26 protein-coding genes are annotated in these 17,404 nt (G+C 57.7%); 2 read left to right on the top strand and 24 right to left on the bottom strand.

Annotated features, from left to right (window positions below):
- Positions 1 to 31: 31 nt before the first annotated feature.
- Positions 32 to 556 carry a GlcG/HbpS family heme-binding protein gene (locus ACRESH_RS15980; protein ID WP_431742890.1) on the top strand — a complete coding sequence of 175 codons (525 nt, stop codon included), beginning with the start codon at positions 32 to 34 and terminating at the stop codon, positions 554 to 556.
- 79 nt (positions 557 to 635) lie between these two features.
- On the opposite strand, the gene ACRESH_RS15975 is transcribed toward ACRESH_RS15980, so the two are convergent.
- Both ACRESH_RS15975 and ACRESH_RS15970 read right to left on the bottom strand, forming a co-directional pair.
- Positions 636 to 1,151 carry a single-stranded DNA-binding protein gene (locus tag ACRESH_RS15975; RefSeq protein WP_274072006.1) on the bottom strand — a complete coding sequence of 172 codons (516 nt, stop codon included), beginning with the start codon at positions 1,149 to 1,151 and terminating at the stop codon, positions 636 to 638.
- A 9-nt stretch (positions 1,152 to 1,160) separates the two neighbouring features.
- On the bottom strand, positions 1,161 to 2,555 hold the full coding sequence (locus tag ACRESH_RS15970; RefSeq protein ID WP_431742889.1) for an MFS transporter: 1,395 nt from the start codon (positions 2,553 to 2,555) through the stop codon (positions 1,161 to 1,163).
- Positions 2,556 to 2,684: 129 nt separating this feature from the next.
- Between ACRESH_RS15970 and uvrA the strand changes: the two genes are divergently transcribed.
- Complete coding sequence (gene uvrA / locus ACRESH_RS15965; RefSeq protein ID WP_431742888.1) at positions 2,685 to 5,519, top strand: excinuclease ABC subunit UvrA; 2,835 nt, start codon at positions 2,685 to 2,687, stop codon at positions 5,517 to 5,519.
- A 57-nt stretch (positions 5,520 to 5,576) separates the two neighbouring features.
- On the opposite strand, the gene bfr is transcribed toward uvrA, so the two are convergent.
- From bfr to rplP, 22 genes are all read right to left on the bottom strand, one after another.
- Complete coding sequence (bfr, locus tag ACRESH_RS15960; RefSeq protein ID WP_431742887.1) at positions 5,577 to 6,041, bottom strand: bacterioferritin; 465 nt, start codon at positions 6,039 to 6,041, stop codon at positions 5,577 to 5,579.
- Between the two features lie 155 nt (positions 6,042 to 6,196).
- Positions 6,197 to 7,645, bottom strand: coding sequence for a catalase (locus ACRESH_RS15955; protein WP_431742886.1), 1,449 nt, complete (start codon positions 7,643 to 7,645; stop codon positions 6,197 to 6,199).
- A 172-nt stretch (positions 7,646 to 7,817) separates the two neighbouring features.
- The gene (gene rplQ / locus ACRESH_RS15950; protein ID WP_002555463.1) at positions 7,818 to 8,204 is read right to left on the bottom strand and encodes a 50S ribosomal protein L17; all 387 of its coding nucleotides are present in this window, start codon (positions 8,202 to 8,204) and stop codon (positions 7,818 to 7,820) included.
- 42 nt (positions 8,205 to 8,246) lie between these two features.
- Positions 8,247 to 9,248 (bottom strand): DNA-directed RNA polymerase subunit alpha, encoded by a 1,002-nt coding sequence (locus ACRESH_RS15945; RefSeq protein ID WP_003186012.1) that lies wholly within the window; start codon positions 9,246 to 9,248, stop codon positions 8,247 to 8,249.
- Between the two features lie 22 nt (positions 9,249 to 9,270).
- Positions 9,271 to 9,891: a 30S ribosomal protein S4 gene (rpsD, locus tag ACRESH_RS15940; RefSeq protein WP_431742885.1), complete on the bottom strand. Its 621-nt coding sequence runs from the start codon at positions 9,889 to 9,891 to the stop codon at positions 9,271 to 9,273.
- A 15-nt stretch (positions 9,892 to 9,906) separates the two neighbouring features.
- Positions 9,907 to 10,296, bottom strand: a complete 390-nt coding sequence (gene rpsK, locus ACRESH_RS15935; protein WP_002555466.1) for a 30S ribosomal protein S11 — start codon at positions 10,294 to 10,296, stop codon at positions 9,907 to 9,909.
- Between the two features lie 30 nt (positions 10,297 to 10,326).
- A complete protein-coding gene (gene rpsM / locus ACRESH_RS15930; RefSeq protein WP_028944477.1) occupies positions 10,327 to 10,683 on the bottom strand; it encodes a 30S ribosomal protein S13 in 357 nt (118 codons plus the stop codon).
- Between the two features lie 131 nt (positions 10,684 to 10,814).
- A complete protein-coding gene (gene rpmJ / locus ACRESH_RS15925) occupies positions 10,815 to 10,931 on the bottom strand; it encodes a 50S ribosomal protein L36 (protein ID WP_002555468.1) in 117 nt (38 codons plus the stop codon).
- A gap of 28 nt (positions 10,932 to 10,959) precedes the next feature.
- The gene (gene secY, locus ACRESH_RS15920; protein WP_010220319.1) at positions 10,960 to 12,291 is read right to left on the bottom strand and encodes a preprotein translocase subunit SecY; all 1,332 of its coding nucleotides are present in this window, start codon (positions 12,289 to 12,291) and stop codon (positions 10,960 to 10,962) included.
- Positions 12,292 to 12,726, bottom strand: a complete 435-nt coding sequence (gene rplO / locus ACRESH_RS15915) for a 50S ribosomal protein L15 (RefSeq protein ID WP_010220318.1) — start codon at positions 12,724 to 12,726, stop codon at positions 12,292 to 12,294.
- A gap of 3 nt (positions 12,727 to 12,729) precedes the next feature.
- A complete protein-coding gene (gene rpmD, locus ACRESH_RS15910) occupies positions 12,730 to 12,906 on the bottom strand; it encodes a 50S ribosomal protein L30 (protein ID WP_010220317.1) in 177 nt (58 codons plus the stop codon).
- 2 nt (positions 12,907 to 12,908) lie between these two features.
- Entirely contained in the window at positions 12,909 to 13,409 is a 501-nt protein-coding gene (gene rpsE / locus ACRESH_RS15905; RefSeq protein WP_010220316.1) for a 30S ribosomal protein S5, read from the bottom strand.
- A gap of 3 nt (positions 13,410 to 13,412) precedes the next feature.
- Positions 13,413 to 13,763: a 50S ribosomal protein L18 gene (gene rplR / locus ACRESH_RS15900; RefSeq protein ID WP_038606178.1), complete on the bottom strand. Its 351-nt coding sequence runs from the start codon at positions 13,761 to 13,763 to the stop codon at positions 13,413 to 13,415.
- 10 nt (positions 13,764 to 13,773) lie between these two features.
- Positions 13,774 to 14,307, bottom strand: coding sequence for a 50S ribosomal protein L6 (gene rplF, locus ACRESH_RS15895; RefSeq protein WP_038606175.1), 534 nt, complete (start codon positions 14,305 to 14,307; stop codon positions 13,774 to 13,776).
- 12 nt (positions 14,308 to 14,319) lie between these two features.
- Complete coding sequence (gene rpsH / locus ACRESH_RS15890; protein ID WP_010220313.1) at positions 14,320 to 14,712, bottom strand: 30S ribosomal protein S8; 393 nt, start codon at positions 14,710 to 14,712, stop codon at positions 14,320 to 14,322.
- Between the two features lie 209 nt (positions 14,713 to 14,921).
- Positions 14,922 to 15,227, bottom strand: coding sequence for a 30S ribosomal protein S14 (gene rpsN / locus ACRESH_RS15885; protein ID WP_203479709.1), 306 nt, complete (start codon positions 15,225 to 15,227; stop codon positions 14,922 to 14,924).
- A gap of 13 nt (positions 15,228 to 15,240) precedes the next feature.
- Entirely contained in the window at positions 15,241 to 15,780 is a 540-nt protein-coding gene (rplE, locus tag ACRESH_RS15880; RefSeq protein WP_028944480.1) for a 50S ribosomal protein L5, read from the bottom strand.
- A 20-nt stretch (positions 15,781 to 15,800) separates the two neighbouring features.
- On the bottom strand, positions 15,801 to 16,115 hold the full coding sequence (gene rplX, locus ACRESH_RS15875; RefSeq protein WP_008374158.1) for a 50S ribosomal protein L24: 315 nt from the start codon (positions 16,113 to 16,115) through the stop codon (positions 15,801 to 15,803).
- A gap of 11 nt (positions 16,116 to 16,126) precedes the next feature.
- Positions 16,127 to 16,495, bottom strand: coding sequence for a 50S ribosomal protein L14 (gene rplN, locus ACRESH_RS15870; protein WP_002555479.1), 369 nt, complete (start codon positions 16,493 to 16,495; stop codon positions 16,127 to 16,129).
- A 23-nt stretch (positions 16,496 to 16,518) separates the two neighbouring features.
- Positions 16,519 to 16,785, bottom strand: coding sequence for a 30S ribosomal protein S17 (gene rpsQ / locus ACRESH_RS15865; protein ID WP_028944481.1), 267 nt, complete (start codon positions 16,783 to 16,785; stop codon positions 16,519 to 16,521).
- A 2-nt stretch (positions 16,786 to 16,787) separates the two neighbouring features.
- Positions 16,788 to 16,979, bottom strand: coding sequence for a 50S ribosomal protein L29 (gene rpmC / locus ACRESH_RS15860; RefSeq protein ID WP_002555481.1), 192 nt, complete (start codon positions 16,977 to 16,979; stop codon positions 16,788 to 16,790).
- Positions 16,979 to 17,392 carry a 50S ribosomal protein L16 gene (gene rplP / locus ACRESH_RS15855; protein ID WP_003255479.1) on the bottom strand — a complete coding sequence of 138 codons (414 nt, stop codon included), beginning with the start codon at positions 17,390 to 17,392 and terminating at the stop codon, positions 16,979 to 16,981. Before rplP ends, rpmC begins: the two co-directional genes overlap by 1 nt.
- Positions 17,393 to 17,404: the final 12 nt, after the last annotated feature.

Raw genomic sequence — 17,404 nt, 5'->3', positions numbered from 1 at the left:
TGGCAAGCGTACCCAAGGACCGCGACATGCCATGAAAACGATACGTAACCTCGCAGGACTTATCACATTGATCGGTCCGCTATTGCTCAATGGGCCAGCGCTAGCCGATCCAGGCACCCGTCGTGAGGCAGCCGCAAAGCACGAACAAGACACTGCGTCTTCGATTACAGCGCAGATGGCTGAGAAAATGCTCGGTGCCGCAGAGCGTGCTGCCCGAGAAAAAAACTTGTCGATCGTTGTCAGCATTGTCGACCGCCATGGCAACCTCAAATACTTCCATCGTATGGACAACACCAGCGTCGGCAGCATTCAAGTATCCCAACTCAAGGCGTCAACCTCCGCTCAATTCCCTCTCTCAACCAAAGTGCTGGCAGAACGGAGTGCAGGGTTGCCGGGCAACCCTTATGCGTCCATCCCGGGTTTTCTGTTGCTGGAAGGTGGGTTGCCAATCATCAACAAAAACGGCTTGCACCTCGGCGGTATTGGTATCAGCGGCGCGACCCCGGAGCTGGATGCACAGTTTGCTCAAGCGGCGATTGATCAACTGGACCAATAGCGCGAGGGTGCCCCTGAACGCAAAAAGCCTGGCATTGAGAACCAATGCCAGGCTTTTCAGGCTATTCAGTGAGTTACGGTCAAAACGGAATATCGTCATCAAAGCTGTCGAAATCCGGAGCCGGCTGCGGAGCGGCCTGTTGTGGCGCGGGGCGCTGCTGCGGTGCCGACTGCTGCGGACGCGGAGCCTGCTGGCGTGGCGCCTGGTTGTAGTTGTTGCCACCCTGCTGTGGAGCACCGTCCTGGTTCTGCGGACGACCACCGAGCAGCTGCATGGTGCCCTGCATGTCGACGATGATTTCAGTGGTGTAACGCTTGATGCCGTCTTTTTCCCACTCACGGGTCTGCAGCTTGCCTTCGATGTAGACCTGCGAACCTTTGCGCAGGTACTCGCCGGCGATCTCAGCAACCTTGCCGAACATCGACACGCGGTGCCACTCGGTGCGCTCGACCTTCTGGCCGGTCTGCTTGTCGGTCCACTGCTCGCTGGTAGCCAGGCTCAGGTTGGTCACGGCGTTACCGTTGGGCAGGTAGCGGACTTCGGGATCCTGACCGCAAGTACCGACCAGAATGACTTTGTTAACCCCACGGGCCATAACGTTCTCCTAGGCTTCGCACGCTGCGGAGGCCGGGTTTACCAGGCGCTCCAGGGTCGTGCGATCCAAAATTTGTGTATCAAGTTTGATATAGATGGCGGCTTCATCGGCCACCACCACTGCGTCGGTCACACCCGGTACGGCCAACAGCCGTTCGGTCAGTCCCGCTTCGCGGACCGCCTCGGCCGACAACGGCATACGCAGGCTGGTCACGTACGGCGGCTCGCGCATGCTCAGCGCAACGATCCACCACACTGCACACAAGGCTGCGCAGCCCAGGAACACCGTGCTCAGACCACCGTGCTGGAACAACCAGCCACCGAGAATTCCTCCCAGCGCGGCACCAAGGAACTGGCTGGTGGAATACACCCCCATGGCCGTGCCCTTGCCGCCGGCGGGCGACACCTTGCTCACCAGCGAAGGCAAGGATGCCTCCAGCAGGTTGAAGGCAGTAAAGAATATCACGGTGCCGATCACCAGTTCGCGCAAGTTGTCTGCCGACAGCCAGAAGTACAGCTCGGTCAGCACCAACACACTGACCGCGCCCAGCAGGACACGTTTCATCTTGCGCTTTTTTTCGCCGTAGATGATGAACGGGATCATTGCAAAAAATGAGATCAGCAAGGCGGTCAGGTACACCCACCAATGCTCTTCCTTGGGCAGGCCACCGCGCTCGACCAACGCCAGGGGCAAGGCGACGAAGCTGGCCATCAGGATCGCATGCAAGACGAAGATGCCGACATCCAGGCGCAGCAGGTCGGGATGACGCAAGGTCGGCCTCAGGGCCTGCTTGGCAACGCCAGACTCACGGTGTTGCAAGGCAACGTGGGACGCAGGTACAACAAAGGCGATCAGGCCGATGCCGACCAACGCCATGGCCGCCGTGGCCAGGAACAGCCCGGACAATCCGAAGGCCCGGGTCAGCAAGGGGCCAACCACCATCGCCACGGCAAACGACAAACCGATGCTCATGCCGATCATGGCCATGGCCTTGGTCCGGTGTTGCTCGCGGGTAAGGTCCGAAAGCAGCGCCATTACTGCCGCCGAAATCGCCCCGGCACCTTGCAGGATACGTCCGGCAATCACTCCCCAGATCGAATCGGCCTGGGCCGCCAGCACGCTGCCCAGGGCAAAGATGACCAGGCCCAGGTAAATCACCGGACGACGACCAATACGATCGGAAATGACCCCGAACGGAATCTGCAGCAACGCCTGGGTCAGACCATAAGCGCCAATGGCCAGGCCAATCAGCGCCGGGGTGGCGCCTGCCAGGTCCATGCCATAGGTCGCCAGCACCGGCAGGACCATGAACATGCCCAGCATACGGAAGGCGAACACCAGGGCCAGACCGCCTGCGGCGCGGGTTTCGCTGCCACTCATGCGTTCGCTGTGGGGATCGTGCATGGATAAACCTCGTGTGAACCGGCGGCGATTCTATCAGTCCCATCGCTTAACGGCATACACGTGACGCTTTGCCGCGTAATGGCAGGGGGCCGTATACTCAACCGTTTATGCCCGCCAAGCGAGGCCGCAGTGGACAAGATTCTGATTCGTGGGGCACGGACCCACAACCTGAAGAACATCGACCTGACCCTGCCCCGGGACAAGCTGATCGTTATCACCGGCCTGTCCGGTTCCGGCAAGTCGTCGCTGGCCTTCGACACCCTGTACGCCGAGGGCCAGCGCCGCTACGTCGAATCGCTGTCGGCTTACGCCCGGCAGTTCCTGTCGATGATGGAAAAGCCCGACGTCGACACCATCGAAGGACTGTCGCCGGCCATTTCCATCGAGCAGAAATCGACCTCGCACAACCCGCGCTCGACCGTCGGCACCATCACCGAGATCTACGACTACCTGCGCCTGCTCTACGCCCGCGTAGGTACGCCACGCTGCCCGGACCACGACATCCCGCTGGAAGCGCAAACCGTGAGCCAGATGGTCGACCTGGTGCTGGCCCAGCCTGAAGGCAGCAAGCTGATGCTGCTGGCCCCGGTGATTCGCGAACGCAAAGGCGAGCACCTGGCCGTCTTCGAGGAACTGCGCGCCCAGGGCTTCGTCCGTGCCCGGGTCAACGGCAAGCTGTTCGAGCTCGATGAACTGCCCAAACTGGATAAACAGAAGAAGCACACCATCGAAGTGGTGGTCGACCGCTTCAAGGTCCGTGAAGACCTCCAGCAGCGTCTGGCCGAATCCTTCGAGACTGCACTGAAGCTGGCCGACGGTATCGCCCTGGTTGCCTCGATGGACGACGAGCCGTTCGAAGAGATGATCTTCTCGGCGCGCTTCGCCTGCCCGATCTGCGGTCATGCCATCAGCGAGCTGGAGCCCAAGCTGTTCTCCTTCAACAACCCGGCTGGCGCCTGTCCGACCTGCGACGGGCTGGGGGTCAAACAGTTCTTCGACACCAAGCGCCTGGTCAACAGCGAACTGACCCTGGCCGAGGGCGCGATTCGCGGCTGGGACCGGCGCAACGTCTACTACTTCCAGATGCTCGGCTCACTGGCCGCGCACTACGACTTCAGCCTCGAAGTGCCCTTCGGCGAGCTGCCGGCCGAACAGCAGAAAGTCATCCTGCACGGCAGTGGCAAGCAGAACGTCGACTTCAAATACCTCAACGACCGCGGCGATATCGTCAAGCGCTCGCACCCGTTCGAAGGCATCGTGCCGAACCTGGAGCGACGCTACCGCGAGACCGAGTCGGCCACCGTGCGCGAAGAGCTGGCCAAGTTCCTCAGCACCCAGCCCTGCCCGGATTGCCGTGGTACGCGCTTGCGCCGTGAGGCTCGGCACGTCTGGGTCGGCGAAAAGACGCTGCCGGCGGTTACCAACCTGCCGATCGGCGATGCCAGCAATTACTTCGGCGGCCTCAAGCTGACCGGCCGTCGTGGCGAAATTGCCGACAAGATCCTCAAGGAAATTTGTGAGCGCCTGCAGTTCCTGGTCAATGTCGGCCTCGACTACCTGACCCTCGATCGCAGCGCCGACACCCTCTCCGGGGGTGAGGCCCAGCGTATCCGCCTGGCCAGCCAGATTGGCGCCGGCCTGGTCGGGGTGATGTACATCCTCGACGAGCCGTCCATCGGCCTGCACCAACGCGACAACGACCGTCTGCTGGCAACCCTCAACCACCTGCGTGATATCGGCAACACGGTGATCGTCGTCGAACACGACGAAGATGCCATCCGCCTGGCCGACTACGTCGTGGATATCGGGCCGGGTGCCGGCGTGCATGGCGGTCAGATCGTCGCCGAAGGCACACCGGCCGAGGTCATGGCCCATCCTGACTCGCTGACCGGTAAATATCTGTCTGGACGGGTGAAAATTGCCGTCCCGGCCAAACGCACCCCGCGCAACAAGAAGCTCTCGCTCAAGCTCAAGGGTGCGCGTGGCAACAACCTGCAAAATGTCGACCTGGACATCCCGATCGGCCTGCTGACCTGCGTGACCGGGGTATCCGGCTCGGGCAAGTCGACCCTGATCAACAACACCCTGTTCCCCCTCAGTGCTACTGCCCTCAATGGCGCCAGCACCCTGGAGGCGGCGCCACATGACAGCTGTGACGGTCTGCAGCACTTGGATAAAGTGGTGGATATCGACCAGAGCCCGATCGGCCGCACACCTCGCTCGAACCCGGCGACCTACACCGGCCTGTTCACCCCGATCCGTGAGCTGTTCTCCGGCGTGCCTGAGTCTCGCTCCCGCGGCTATGGCCCGGGGCGCTTTTCCTTCAACGTCAAAGGCGGACGCTGCGAGGCCTGTCAGGGCGACGGTCTGATCAAGGTCGAAATGCACTTCCTGCCGGACATCTATGTGCCCTGCGACGTGTGCAAGAGCAAGCGTTACAACCGCGAAACCCTGGAGATCAAGTACAAGGGCAAGAACATCCACGAGGTCCTGGAAATGACCATCGAGGAAGCCCGCGAGTTCTTCGACGCGGTGCCGGCCCTGGCGCGCAAGCTGCAAACCCTGATGGATGTAGGCCTGTCCTACATCAAGCTCGGACAGTCGGCTACTACCCTGTCTGGCGGTGAGGCTCAGCGGGTCAAGCTGTCACGCGAACTGTCCAAGCGTGATACCGGCAAGACCCTGTACATCCTCGACGAGCCGACCACCGGCCTGCACTTTGCCGATATCCAGCAGCTGCTCGATGTACTGCATCGCCTGCGCGACCACGGCAACACCGTGGTGGTGATCGAGCACAACCTGGACGTGATCAAGACCGCTGACTGGATCGTCGACCTCGGCCCTGAGGGCGGCTCCAAAGGCGGTCAGATCATCGGTTTTGGCACGCCAGAGGAAGTCGCCGAGATGAAACAGTCGTACACCGGCTACTACCTCAAGCCGTTATTGCTGCGCGACCGCGCTTGAGGCCCATGAAAAAGCCCCTGTCATTTGCATGACAGGGGCTTTTTTTGTCGCCGGTGATTACATTTGCGATTGCAGGTAATTCTCCAGGCCGATGGCCTTGATCAGGCCCTGCTGCTTTTCCAGCCAGTAGGTGTGATCTTCTTCAGTGTCGGCCAACTGCAGGCGCAGGATGTCGCGGCTGATGTAGTCCTTGTGCAGTTCGCACAGCTCGATGCCTTTGCACAGCGCGGCGCGCACCTTGTACTCCAGGCGCAGGTCGGCGGCAATCATTTCCGGTACCGTCGTGCCGACGTCCAGGTCTTCCGGACGCATGCGTGGGGTACCTTCGAGCATGAGGATACGACGCATCAGGGCATCAGCGTGCTGGGTCTCTTCTTCCATCTCGTGGTTGATACGCTCGTAGAGCTTGCTCAAGCCCCAGTCTTCGTACATCCGCGAGTGGATGAAATATTGATCACGTGCCGCCAGTTCGCCCGTCAGCAACGTGTTGAGATAATCGATTACGTCCGGGTGACCTTGCATCGCCCTGCCTCTCCCTGTGTGAAAGTTATAGTTTGAACCAGGATGCCCGGAAGGTCACTTGGAATCGGGCAGAAATGTGCAAAAAAGCAGGTAAACGGTAGTGATATTCATTGAAAAACCGCCCAAATGAGGGCGGTTCTTCTTATCACTTCGACTTAGGCGAGATTTATGCCCAAAGCCTTGGCAATCCCCTCTCCATAGGCCGGATCGGCCTTGAAGAAGTGCTGCAACTGACGCTGAACGACATCTTCGGAAACCCCGGCCATGGCCCCGGCAATGTTGCTGATCAACAGGGCCTTCTGCTCGGCGTTCATCAAGCGGAACAGTGCACCGGCGTGACTGTAGTAATCGGTGTCTTCGCGATGATCGTAACGATCAGCCACACCGTTCAACTCCAGTGCTGGCTCGGCATACTGCGGCGCCTGCTTCGGTGCATTGCCGTAACTGTTGGGCTCGTAGTTCGGCGCAGCACCACCGTTGCTGCCAAACGCCATGCTGCCATCACGCTGGTAGGTGTTCACCGGGCTGCGTGGGGCGTTTACCGGCAGTTGCTGGTGGTTGGTACCGACGCGGTAGCGATGAGCATCTGCATAGGCAAACACGCGGCCCTGGAGCATGCGATCAGGCGACAGACCGACACCTGGAACCATATTGCTCGGCCCGAATGCAGCCTGCTCGACCTCGGCGAAGTAGTTGAGCGGATTGCGGTTCAGTTCCAGCTCGCCGATCTCGATCAACGGGTAATCCTTCTGCGACCAGGTCTTGGTCACATCAAAGGGGTTCTCGTCGCGGCTAGCCGCTTCTTCTTCGCTCATCACCTGGATGCACACCGCCCATTTCGGGAAGTCGCCGCGCTCGATGGCCTCGAACAGGTCACGCTGAGCGTAGTCCGGATCGGTGCCGGCCAGACGGGCGGCTTCGGCGGGAGCCAGGTTTTTTATGCCCTGTTGGGTCTTGAAGTGCCACTTGACCCAGGTGCGTTGGCCATCTGCATTGATCAGGCTGTAGGTGTGGCTGCCAAAGCCGTGCATGTGGCGGTAACCATCAGGAATGCCGCGGTCGGAGAACAGGATGGTGACCTGGTGCAGCGCTTCAGGCGAATGCGACCAGAAGTCCCACATCATCTGCGCGCTTTTCAGGTTACTTTGCGGCAGGCGCTTCTGGGTGTGGATAAAATCGGGGAATTTCAGCGGATCGCGAATGAAGAACACCGGAGTGTTGTTGCCTACGATGTCCCAGTTGCCTTCCTCGGTATAGAACTTCAGAGCGAAACCACGCGGGTCGCGCTCGGTATCGGCCGAACCGCGTTCGCCGCCAACGGTGGAGAAGCGCAGGAAAGTTTCGGTCTGCTTACCGACGGTGCTGAACAGCTTGGCGCAGCTATACGAGGTGATATCCCGGGTCACCGTAAAGGTGCCATAGGCACCCGAGCCCTTGGCGTGTACACGGCGCTCTGGAATGTTCTCGCGATTGAAGTGGGCGAGCTTTTCAAGCAGGTGGAAGTCATCCAGCAACAACGGCCCACGCGGTCCTGCGGAGCGCGAGTTCTGGTTGTCGGCAACCGGTGCACCGCTGGCGGTGGTCAGTGTCTTGGTCTGGCTCATGCGCTATCTCCCTATCGGTCTCAAACTGCCGGCTAATCGGCTTGGCATGAGTATCGGCCAGAACTATGACAGCAACAAATTCATTACCCGACTCAGATCAATAGATTATTACAATACATACAGACACAAAAAACCGGGCACTAGGCCCGGTTTCCTGTTTCAGACTGTCGCCTTACTCAGCAGCTTCTACCGAGCCACCGACAGGACGATCAACCAGCTCGACGTACGCCATTGGTGCGTTATCGCCAGCGCGGAAACCGCACTTGAGGATACGCAGGTAGCCGCCCTGACGGGTGGCATAGCGCTTGCCCAGATCGTTGAACAGCTTACCGACGATTTCTTTCGAACGGGTACGGTCGAAAGCCAGACGACGGTTAGCTACGCTGTCTTCCTTGGCCAGGGTGATCAGCGGCTCGGCAACGCGGCGCAGTTCCTTGGCTTTCGGCAGGGTAGTTTTGATCAGCTCGTGCTCGAACAGCGACACCGCCATGTTCTGGAACATAGCCTTGCGGTGGGAGCTGGTACGGCTCAGGTGACGTCCACTTTTACGATGACGCATGATTCATTCCTTACCAAACACTACGTTCGGTGATTACGACGATCAGGCAGTCGCCTTGTCGTCTTTCTTAAGACTTGCAGGCGGCCAGTTGTCGAGGCGCATGCCGAGGGACAGACCACGGGAGGCCAGAACGTCCTTGATTTCAGTCAGGGACTTCTTGCCCAGGTTCGGAGTCTTCAACAGTTCTACTTCGGTGCGCTGAATCAGATCGCCGATGTAGTAAATGTTCTCCGCCTTAAGGCAGTTGGCCGAACGCACGGTCAATTCCAGATCGTCAACCGGACGAAGCAGGATCGGATCGATCTCGTCTTCCTGTTCGACTACCACAGGTTCGCTGTCACCTTTGAGGTCGACGAACGCAGCCAGCTGCTGTTGCAGGATGGTTGCAGCACGACGGATAGCCTCTTCAGGATCCAGGGTACCGTTGGTTTCCAGATCAATAACCAGCTTGTCCAGGTTGGTACGCTGCTCGACACGGGCGTTTTCCACCACGTATGCGATACGGCGAACCGGGCTGAACGAAGAGTCGAGCTGCAAGCGACCAATGCTGCGGCTTTCGTCTTCATCGCTCTGACGCGAATCGGCCGGCTCATAACCACGACCACGAGCTACGGTGAGCTTCATGTTCAGGGCGCCGTTAGACGCCAGGTTAGCGATTACGTGATCGGGGTTAACGATCTCGACATCATGATCCAGCTGAATATCGGCAGCGGTAACCACCCCCGAACCCTTTTTCGACAAGGTCAGCGTAACTTCGTCACGACCGTGCAGTTTGATAGCCAGGCCTTTCAGGTTCAACAGGATTTCAATGACGTCTTCCTGTACACCTTCGATTGCCGAGTACTCATGGAGTACACCGTCAATCTCGGCCTCGACCACTGCACAGCCAGGCATAGAGGACAACAGGATGCGGCGCAGCGCGTTGCCCAGGGTATGGCCAAAGCCACGCTCGAGAGGCTCGAGCGTGATTTTAGCGCGGGTTGGACTGACGACCTGCACATCAATGTGGCGGGGCGTCAGGAACTCATTTACCGAAATCTGCATGGATGCACCTATTTTCTAGCCCTTACTTGGAGTAGAGCTCGACAATCAGGCTTTCGTTGATGTCGGCGGACAGGTCACTGCGAGCTGGAACGTTCTTGAAAACGCCCGACTTCTTGGCAGTATCCACATCTACCCACTCAACGCGGCCACGCTGGGCGCATAGTTCAAGGGCTTGAACAATGCGCAGCTGGTTCATCGACTTCTCGCGAACCGCGACCACGTCACCCGGACGAACTTGGTAGGACGGAATGTTTACAGTCTTGCCGTTGATGCTGATCGCTTTGTGCGAAACCAGCTGACGGGATTCGGCACGAGTAGCGCCAAAGCCCATACGATAAACGACGTTATCCAGACGGCATTCGAGCAGCTGCAGCAGGTTCTCGCCGGTTGCACCCTTCTTGGCGGCTGCTTCCTTGTAGTAACCGCTGAACTGACGCTCGAGAACGCCATAGATGCGACGTACTTTTTGTTTCTCGCGCAGCTGGGTGCCGTAGTCGGACTGACGGCCACGGCGCTGGCCGTGGATACCTGGGGCTGCTTCGATGTTGCACTTCGATTCCAGAGCGCGAACGCCGCTCTTCAGGAACAGATCGGTGCCTTCACGACGAGACAGTTTGCATTTTGGACCAATGTAACGTGCCATTTATCTGTCTCCTGATTACACGCGGCGCTTCTTCGGCGGACGGCACCCGTTATGCGGGATTGGCGTCACGTCGGTGATGCTGGCGATCTTATAGCCACAACCGTTCAAAGCACGAACAGCGGACTCACGACCTGGACCTGGACCCTTGACGTTGACGTCAAGGTTCTTCAGACCATATTCCAGCGCAGCTTGACCAGCACGCTCAGCAGCTACTTGAGCAGCGAACGGGGTGGACTTGCGGGAACCGCGGAAACCCGAACCGCCGGAGGTAGCCCAGGACAGAGCGTTACCTTGACGATCGGTGATGGTCACGATGGTGTTGTTGAAAGACGCGTGGATGTGGGCGATGCCATCAACCACTGTCTTTTTGACTTTCTTACGAGGACGAGCAGCAGGTTTTGCCATTTCTAAATTCCTGTCGATTCGCTGGTGCGATTACTTGCGGATCGGCTTACGCGGGCCCTTACGGGTACGCGCGTTGGTCTTGGTACGCTGACCGCGTACTGGCAGACCCCGACGATGACGCAGGCCGCGGTAGCAACCCAGGTCCATCAACCGCTTGATTTTCATGTTGATGTCACGGCGCAGATCACCTTCGGTGATGTACTTCGCAACTTCAGTACGCAGCGATTCAACCTGCTCGTCGCTCAGATCCTTGATCTTAGCGGCTGGGTTGACCCCAGTCTCTACACAGATTTTCTGTGCAGTAGTGCGACCAACACCATAGATGTAGGTCAGCGAGATAACAGTGTGCTTGTTATCTGGAATGTTGACGCCTGCAATACGGGCCATTCAGTGGGACTCCAATTGACAGCTACCTACGCCCCGGAAGCCAAGAAATAGGGCGCGAGATAATATCGCTGTAGAAACAAATAATCAACCCAGCAGCGCACTAGCTGCTGGGTTTGAAGCGCAAATCACACTCAGCCTTGGCGCTGCTTGTGACGTGGTTCCGCACTGCAAATTACTCGAACGACACCTTCGCGGCGAATAATTTTGCAGTTACGGCACAGCTTTTTCACCGATGCACGAACTTTCATCACCAACTCCTCGAACCTTAAGGGTCTCTCAGCGCAGCAAACCGCTGCCACCGTAGCCTTTCAGGTTGGCTTTCTTCATCAGGGATTCGTACTGGTGCGAAACGAGGTGCGATTGTACTTGGGACATGAAGTCCATCACAACCACTACCACAATCAGCAACGAGGTCCCGCCAAGGTAGAACGGAACGTTTGCCGCAACCACCAGGAACTGGGGAAGCAGACAGACGGCCGTCATATAAAGAGCACCGAACATGGTCAAGCGGGTCAGAACGCCATCAATGTAGCGCGCCGACTGCTCACCTGGACGGATGCCCGGAATAAAGGCACCGGACTTCTTCAGGTTCTCCGCTACGTCTTTCGGATTGAACATCAACGCCGTATAGAAGAAGCAGAAGAAAATAATCCCTGCACTAAACAGCAGAATATTCAACGGCTGACCAGGAGCGATCGACTGCGAGATGTCCTGCAACCAGCCCATACCTTCGGACTGACCGAACCAGGCACCCAGCGAAGCCGGGAACAGCAAGATGCTGCTCGCGAAAATGGCAGGAATAACGCCCGCCATGTTCACTTTCAGCGGCAAGTGGCTAGTCTGCGCAGCGAAGACCTTACGACCCTGCTGACGCTTGGCGTAGTGAACGGCGATACGACGCTGACCACGCTCAATGAACACCACAAAACCGATAATCGCTACTGCCAGCAAACCGATAGCGACCAGAGCGAAAATGTTGATATCGCCCGTACGTGCAGACTCGAAAGACTGCCCGATTGCTCTCGGAAGACCGGCGACGATACCTGCGAAGATCAACATCGAGATACCGTTGCCTACACCGCGCTCCGTGATCTGCTCACCCAGCCACATCATGAACATCGCGCCGGCCACAAACGTGGACACCGCAACGAAATGGAAGCCAAAGTCAGCAGAAAACGCCACGCCCTGACCGGCCAGGCCAATGGACATGCCAATGGCCTGGACCAGCGCCAGGATTACGGTGCCGTAGCGGGTGTACTGGCTGATCTTGCGACGGCCAGCTTCACCTTCCTTCTTCAACTGCTCCAGCTGCGGACTCACGGCGGTCATCAGCTGCATGATGATCGATGCCGAAATGTACGGCATGATCCCCAGTGCAAAGATGCTCATCCGCTCCAGCGCGCCGCCGGAAAACATGTTGAACAAGCTAAGAATGGTCCCCTCATTCTGTCGAAACAGTTCCGCCAGCCGGTCCGGGTTGATACCTGGAACTGGGATGTGTGCGCCTATCCGATAGACGATGATCGCCAGGAACAGAAAACGCAGACGAGCCCAAAGTTCAGACATCCCGCCTTTGCCGAGCGAAGAGAGAGCACCTTGCTTAGCCATTTATTCCTCGAACTTGCCGCCAGCTGCTTCGATAGCCGCACGCGCACCTTTGGTGGCTGCGATACCCTTGATGGTGACTGCGCGAGTAACTTCGCCCGACAGCATGATTTTCACACGCTGCACGTTCTGGTTAATCACGTTGGCATCCTTCAAGGATTGCACGGTGACAACGTCGCCTTCCACTTTGGCCAGCTCGGACAGACGCACTTCGGCGCGGTCCATGGCTTTCAGGGAAACGAAGCCGAACTTCGGCAGACGACGGTGCAGCGGCTGTTGACCGCCTTCAAAGCCTGGAGCGATGGTGCCACCGGAGCGGGAGGTTTGACCTTTGTGACCACGGCCACCAGTCTTACCCAAACCACTACCGATACCACGACCCGGACGATGCTTCTCGCGACGGGAACCCGGCGCTGGACTCAGATCATTGAGTTTCATCGATTAACCCTCGACGCGCAGCATGTAGTAAGCCTTGTTGATCATCCCGCGGTTCTCGGGAGTATCCAGGACTTCTACAGTGTGACCGATGCGGCGCAGACCCAGACCCTTAACACACAGTTTGTGGTTAGGGAGACGGCCGGCGGTGCTTTTGATCAGCGTTACTTTAACGGTAGCCATGATCAACGGATCTCCTCAACGCTCTTGCCGCGCTTGGCAGCAATGGATTCAGGAGATTGCATAGCCTTCAGGCCCTTGAAAGTGGCGTGAACCACGTTTACAGGGTTGGTCGAGCCATAGCACTTGGCCAGGACGTTCTGAACGCCAGCAACTTCCAGGACGGCACGCATTGCGCCGCCGGCGATGATACCGGTACCTTCGGAGGCAGGCTGCATGTACACCTTCGACGCGCCATGGGCGGACTTGGTGGCGTACTGCAGAGTGGTGCCGTTCAGGTCAACCTGAATCATGTTGCGACGAGCAGCTTCCATGGCTTTCTGGATCGCAGCAGGTACTTCGCGCGATTTGCCACGACCGAAACCAACACGACCCTTGCCATCACCTACCACGGTCAACGCGGTGAAAGTGAAGATACGGCCGCCTTTTACGGTTTTGGCAACGCGGTTAACTTGAACCAGCTTCTCGATGTAGCCTTCGTCGCGCTTTTGATCGTTATTTGCCATAACTTAGAACTCCAGCCCGCCTTCACGAGCAGCATCAGCCAGCGCCTTGACGCGGCCGTGGTACTTGAAGCCGGAACGGTCAAAGGCAACTTGAGATACACCGGCGGCTTTCGCGCGCTCAGCTACCAGCTTGCCAACCTTAGTGGCCGCGTCGATGTTGCCGGTGGCGCCATCACGCAGTTCTTTGTCCAAAGTCGAGGCGCTGGCCAGGACTTTGCTGCCGTCGGCCGAAAGGACCTGGGCATAGATGTGCTGCGAGGAGCGGAACACGCAGAGACGCACGACTTCGAGTTCGTGCATTTTCAGGCGTGCTTTGCGAGCGCGACGCAGTCGAGTAACTTTTTTGTCGGTCATTTGCTAGGCCCTACTTCTTCTTGGCTTCTTTACGACGGACGACTTCGTCCGCGTAACGCACACCCTTGCCTTTGTACGGCTCTGGTGGACGGAAGTCGCGGATTTCAGCGGCCACCTGACCTACCAGCTGCTTGTCGATACCCTTGATCAGGATATCGGTCTGGCTTGGGGTCTCAGCGGTGATACCGGCCGGCAGTTCGTAATCCACTGGATGCGAGAAGCCCAGCGCCAGGTTCAGCACGGTGCCTTTGGCTTGTGCTTTGTAACCAACACCGACCAGCTGGAGCTTACGCTCGAAGCCTTGGCTTACGCCTTGGACCATGTTGTTAACCAGGGCACGGGTAGTACCGGCCATTGCGCGAGTTTGTTGATCGCCATTGCGAGCAGCGAAACGCAGCTCACCAGCTTCTTCAACTACTTCTACGGACGAGTGAACGTTCAGTTCGAGAGTGCCCTTGGCACCCTTCACCGAAAGCTGTTGGCCGACGAATTTGACTTCGACACCGGCTGGCAGCTTAACGGGGTTCTTAGCGACGCGAGACATGCTTATCCCCCCTTAGAACACTGTGCAGAGTACTTCGCCGCCGACACCGGCAGCGCGCGCAGCACGATCAGTCATCACACCCTTGTTGGTGGAGACAATAGACACGCCCAGACCGCCACGTACTTTCGGCAGTTCTTCGACGGACTTGTACTGACGCAGGCCTGGACGACTTACGCGCTTGACTTCCTCGATGACCGGACGGCCTTCGAAGTATTTCAGCTCGATGGAAAGCGATGGCTTTACTTCGCTGCTGACCTGATAGCCAGCGATGTAACCTTCGTCTTTCAGAACTTTGGCTACCGCAACCTTCAGAGTCGACGAAGGCATGCTTACGACGGACTTTTCAGCCATCTGGGCATTACGGATGCGAGTTAGCATGTCCGCTAACGGGTCCTGCATACTCATGGGCTAGACGCTCCTGATACAAGAAAAATTAGCCTCTCGGCTACTACAGTCACCTGAGTTCGCCAGGTCAAAAAACCCGGGCTCAGGAGAGCCGGTCATTCTAGACAGATCCCAGAAACGAAACAAGCCCCAGAAGGGGCTTGTTTCGCTGCAAAGTCACCGGTGGTCGGAAGATTGCTCCTCCGCCACCTGGACGCTGCCGGTACGTCTTACCAGCTGGCTTTAACCAGACCTGGAACGTCACCGCGCATTGCTGCTTCACGCAGCTTGTTACGGCCAAGGCCGAACTTGCGGTAAACGCCGTGTGGACGACCGGTGATGCGGCAGCGGTTACGCATGCGCGAAGCGCTGGCGTCACGTGGCTGCTTCTGCAGAGCTACGACAGCGGCAAAACGCTCTTCTGGAGTTGCTTCCAGATTGACGATGATCGCTTTCAGCTCGGCACGCTTCTTGGCGTACTTGGCAACAGTGAGCTGACGCTTCAGCTCACGGTTTTTCATGCTCTTCTTGGCCATTTTCCTACTCCAATCAGTTGCGGAACGGGAATTTGAAAGCACGCAGCAGAGCGCGGCCTTCGTCATCGTTCTTGGCAGTGGTGGTCAGGGTAATGTCCAGACCGCGCAGAGCATCGATCTTGTCGTAGTCGATTTCCGGGAAGATGATCTGCTCTTTCACGCCCATGCTGTAGTTGCCACGACCATCGAAGGACTTGGCATTCAGGCCGCGGAAGTCGCGAACCCGAGGCAGGGAGATCGCCAGCAGGCGGTCCAGGAACTCGTACATACGATCACGGCGCAGAGTAACTTTAACGCCGATCGGCCAGCCCTCACGGACTTTGAAGCCCGCGATGGATTTCCGAGCGAAAGTCACAACGGCTTTCTGACCGGTGATCTTCTCCAGGTCAGCAACAGCGTGCTCGATGACTTTTTTGTCGCCGACAGCTTCGCCCAGACCCATGTTCAGGGTGATCTTGGTAACGCGCGGAACTTCCATCACGTTCGCCAGCTTAAGTTCTTCCTTAAGCTTCGGAGCAATTTCCTTCCGGTAAATCTCTTTCAGTCGTGCCATGGTCTTCTACCTAGCAGTGTTCAAGCATCAACCGCTTTTTGGGTCGACTTGAAGACACGAATTTTCTTGCCTTCTTCTACTTTGAAACCAACGCGGTCAGCCTTGTTGGTTTCGCCGTTGAAAATGGCGACGTTGGAAGCGTGCAGTGGCGCTTCTTTCTCGACGATACCGCCTTGTACGCCCGACATCGGGTTAGGCTTGGTATGACGCTTCACCAGGTTGATCCCACCAACGACCAGACGGTCGTCAGCGAGAACCTTGAGCACCTTACCGCGCTTACCTTTGTCTTTGCCGGCGATCACGATGATCTCGTCGTCACGACGAATCTTTTGCATGTCGGATCTCCTTACAGCACTTCTGGGGCGAGCGAGACGATCTTCATGAACTTCTCAGTACGAAGTTCACGCGTCACTGGCCCAAAGATACGGGTGCCGATCGGCTCTTGCTTGTTGTTCAGCAGAACAGCAGCATTGCCATCAAAGCGGATGATGGAGCCGTCAGCGCGACGGACACCGTGGCGAGTGCGGACTACAACAGCAGTCATCACTTGGCCTTTCTTCACTTTACCGCGCGGAATTGCTTCCTTGACGGTTACCTTGATGATGTCACCGATACCGGCGTAACGGCGGTGCGAACCGCCGAGAACCTTGATGCACATGACGCGACGAGCGCCGCTGTTATCGGCCACATCGAGCATGGATTGAGTCTGAATCATAAAATTTCTCCGACCCTTAGCCCTTAGACTTCAACAGCGCGTTCGAGAACTTCAACCAGTGCCCAAGCTTTGGTCTTGGCCAGCGGACGGGTCTCGCGGATGGAGACCTTGTCGCCGATGTGGCACTGATTGGTTTCGTCGTGTGCGTGCAGCTTAGTCGAACGCTTAACGTATTTACCGTAGATCGGGTGCTTTACGCGACGCTCGATCAGTACGGTGATGGTTTTGTCCATCTTGTCGCTGACGACACGGCCAGTCAGCGTACGGACGGTTTTTTCAGCTTCAGCCATGATCACTTACCTGCCTGCTGGTTGAGCACAGTTTTCACGCGAGCGATGTCACGCTTAACTTGCGAGAGCAGGTGCGACTGCCCCAACTGGCCAGTTGCTTTCTGCATACGCAGATTGAACTGGTCGCGCAGCAAGCCGAGCAGTTGCTCGTTCAGCTGCTGTGCTGATTTTTCACGAAGTTCATTCGCTTTCATCACATCACCGTCCGCTTAACAAAGGAGGTGGCGAGAGGCAGCTTTGCAGCCGCCAAGGCGAAAGCCTCACGCGCCAGCTCTTCAGAAACACCCTCGATCTCGTACAGGACTTTGCCTGGCTGGATCTGGGCAACCCAGTATTCCACGGAACCTTTACCTTTACCCATCCGCACTTCGAGAGGCTTCTTGGAGATCGGCTTGTCCGGGAACACACGGATCCAGATTTTACCACCACGTTTTACGTGACGGGTCAGAGCACGACGTGCCGACTCAATCTGGCGGGCGGTGAGACGACCGCGAGCAACAGCTTTCAGAGCAAACTCGCCGAAGCTGACTTTGCTACCGCGCAGTGCCAGACCACGGTTGTGGCCAGTCATCTGCTTGCGGAATTTTGTACGCTTTGGTTGCAACATTTGGCGTACCCC

This window comes from Pseudomonas sp., from assembly GCF_050739775.1.
GTDB lineage: Bacteria > Pseudomonadota > Gammaproteobacteria > Pseudomonadales > Pseudomonadaceae > Aquipseudomonas.
This window is presented reverse-complemented; position numbering and strand designations above follow the sequence as displayed.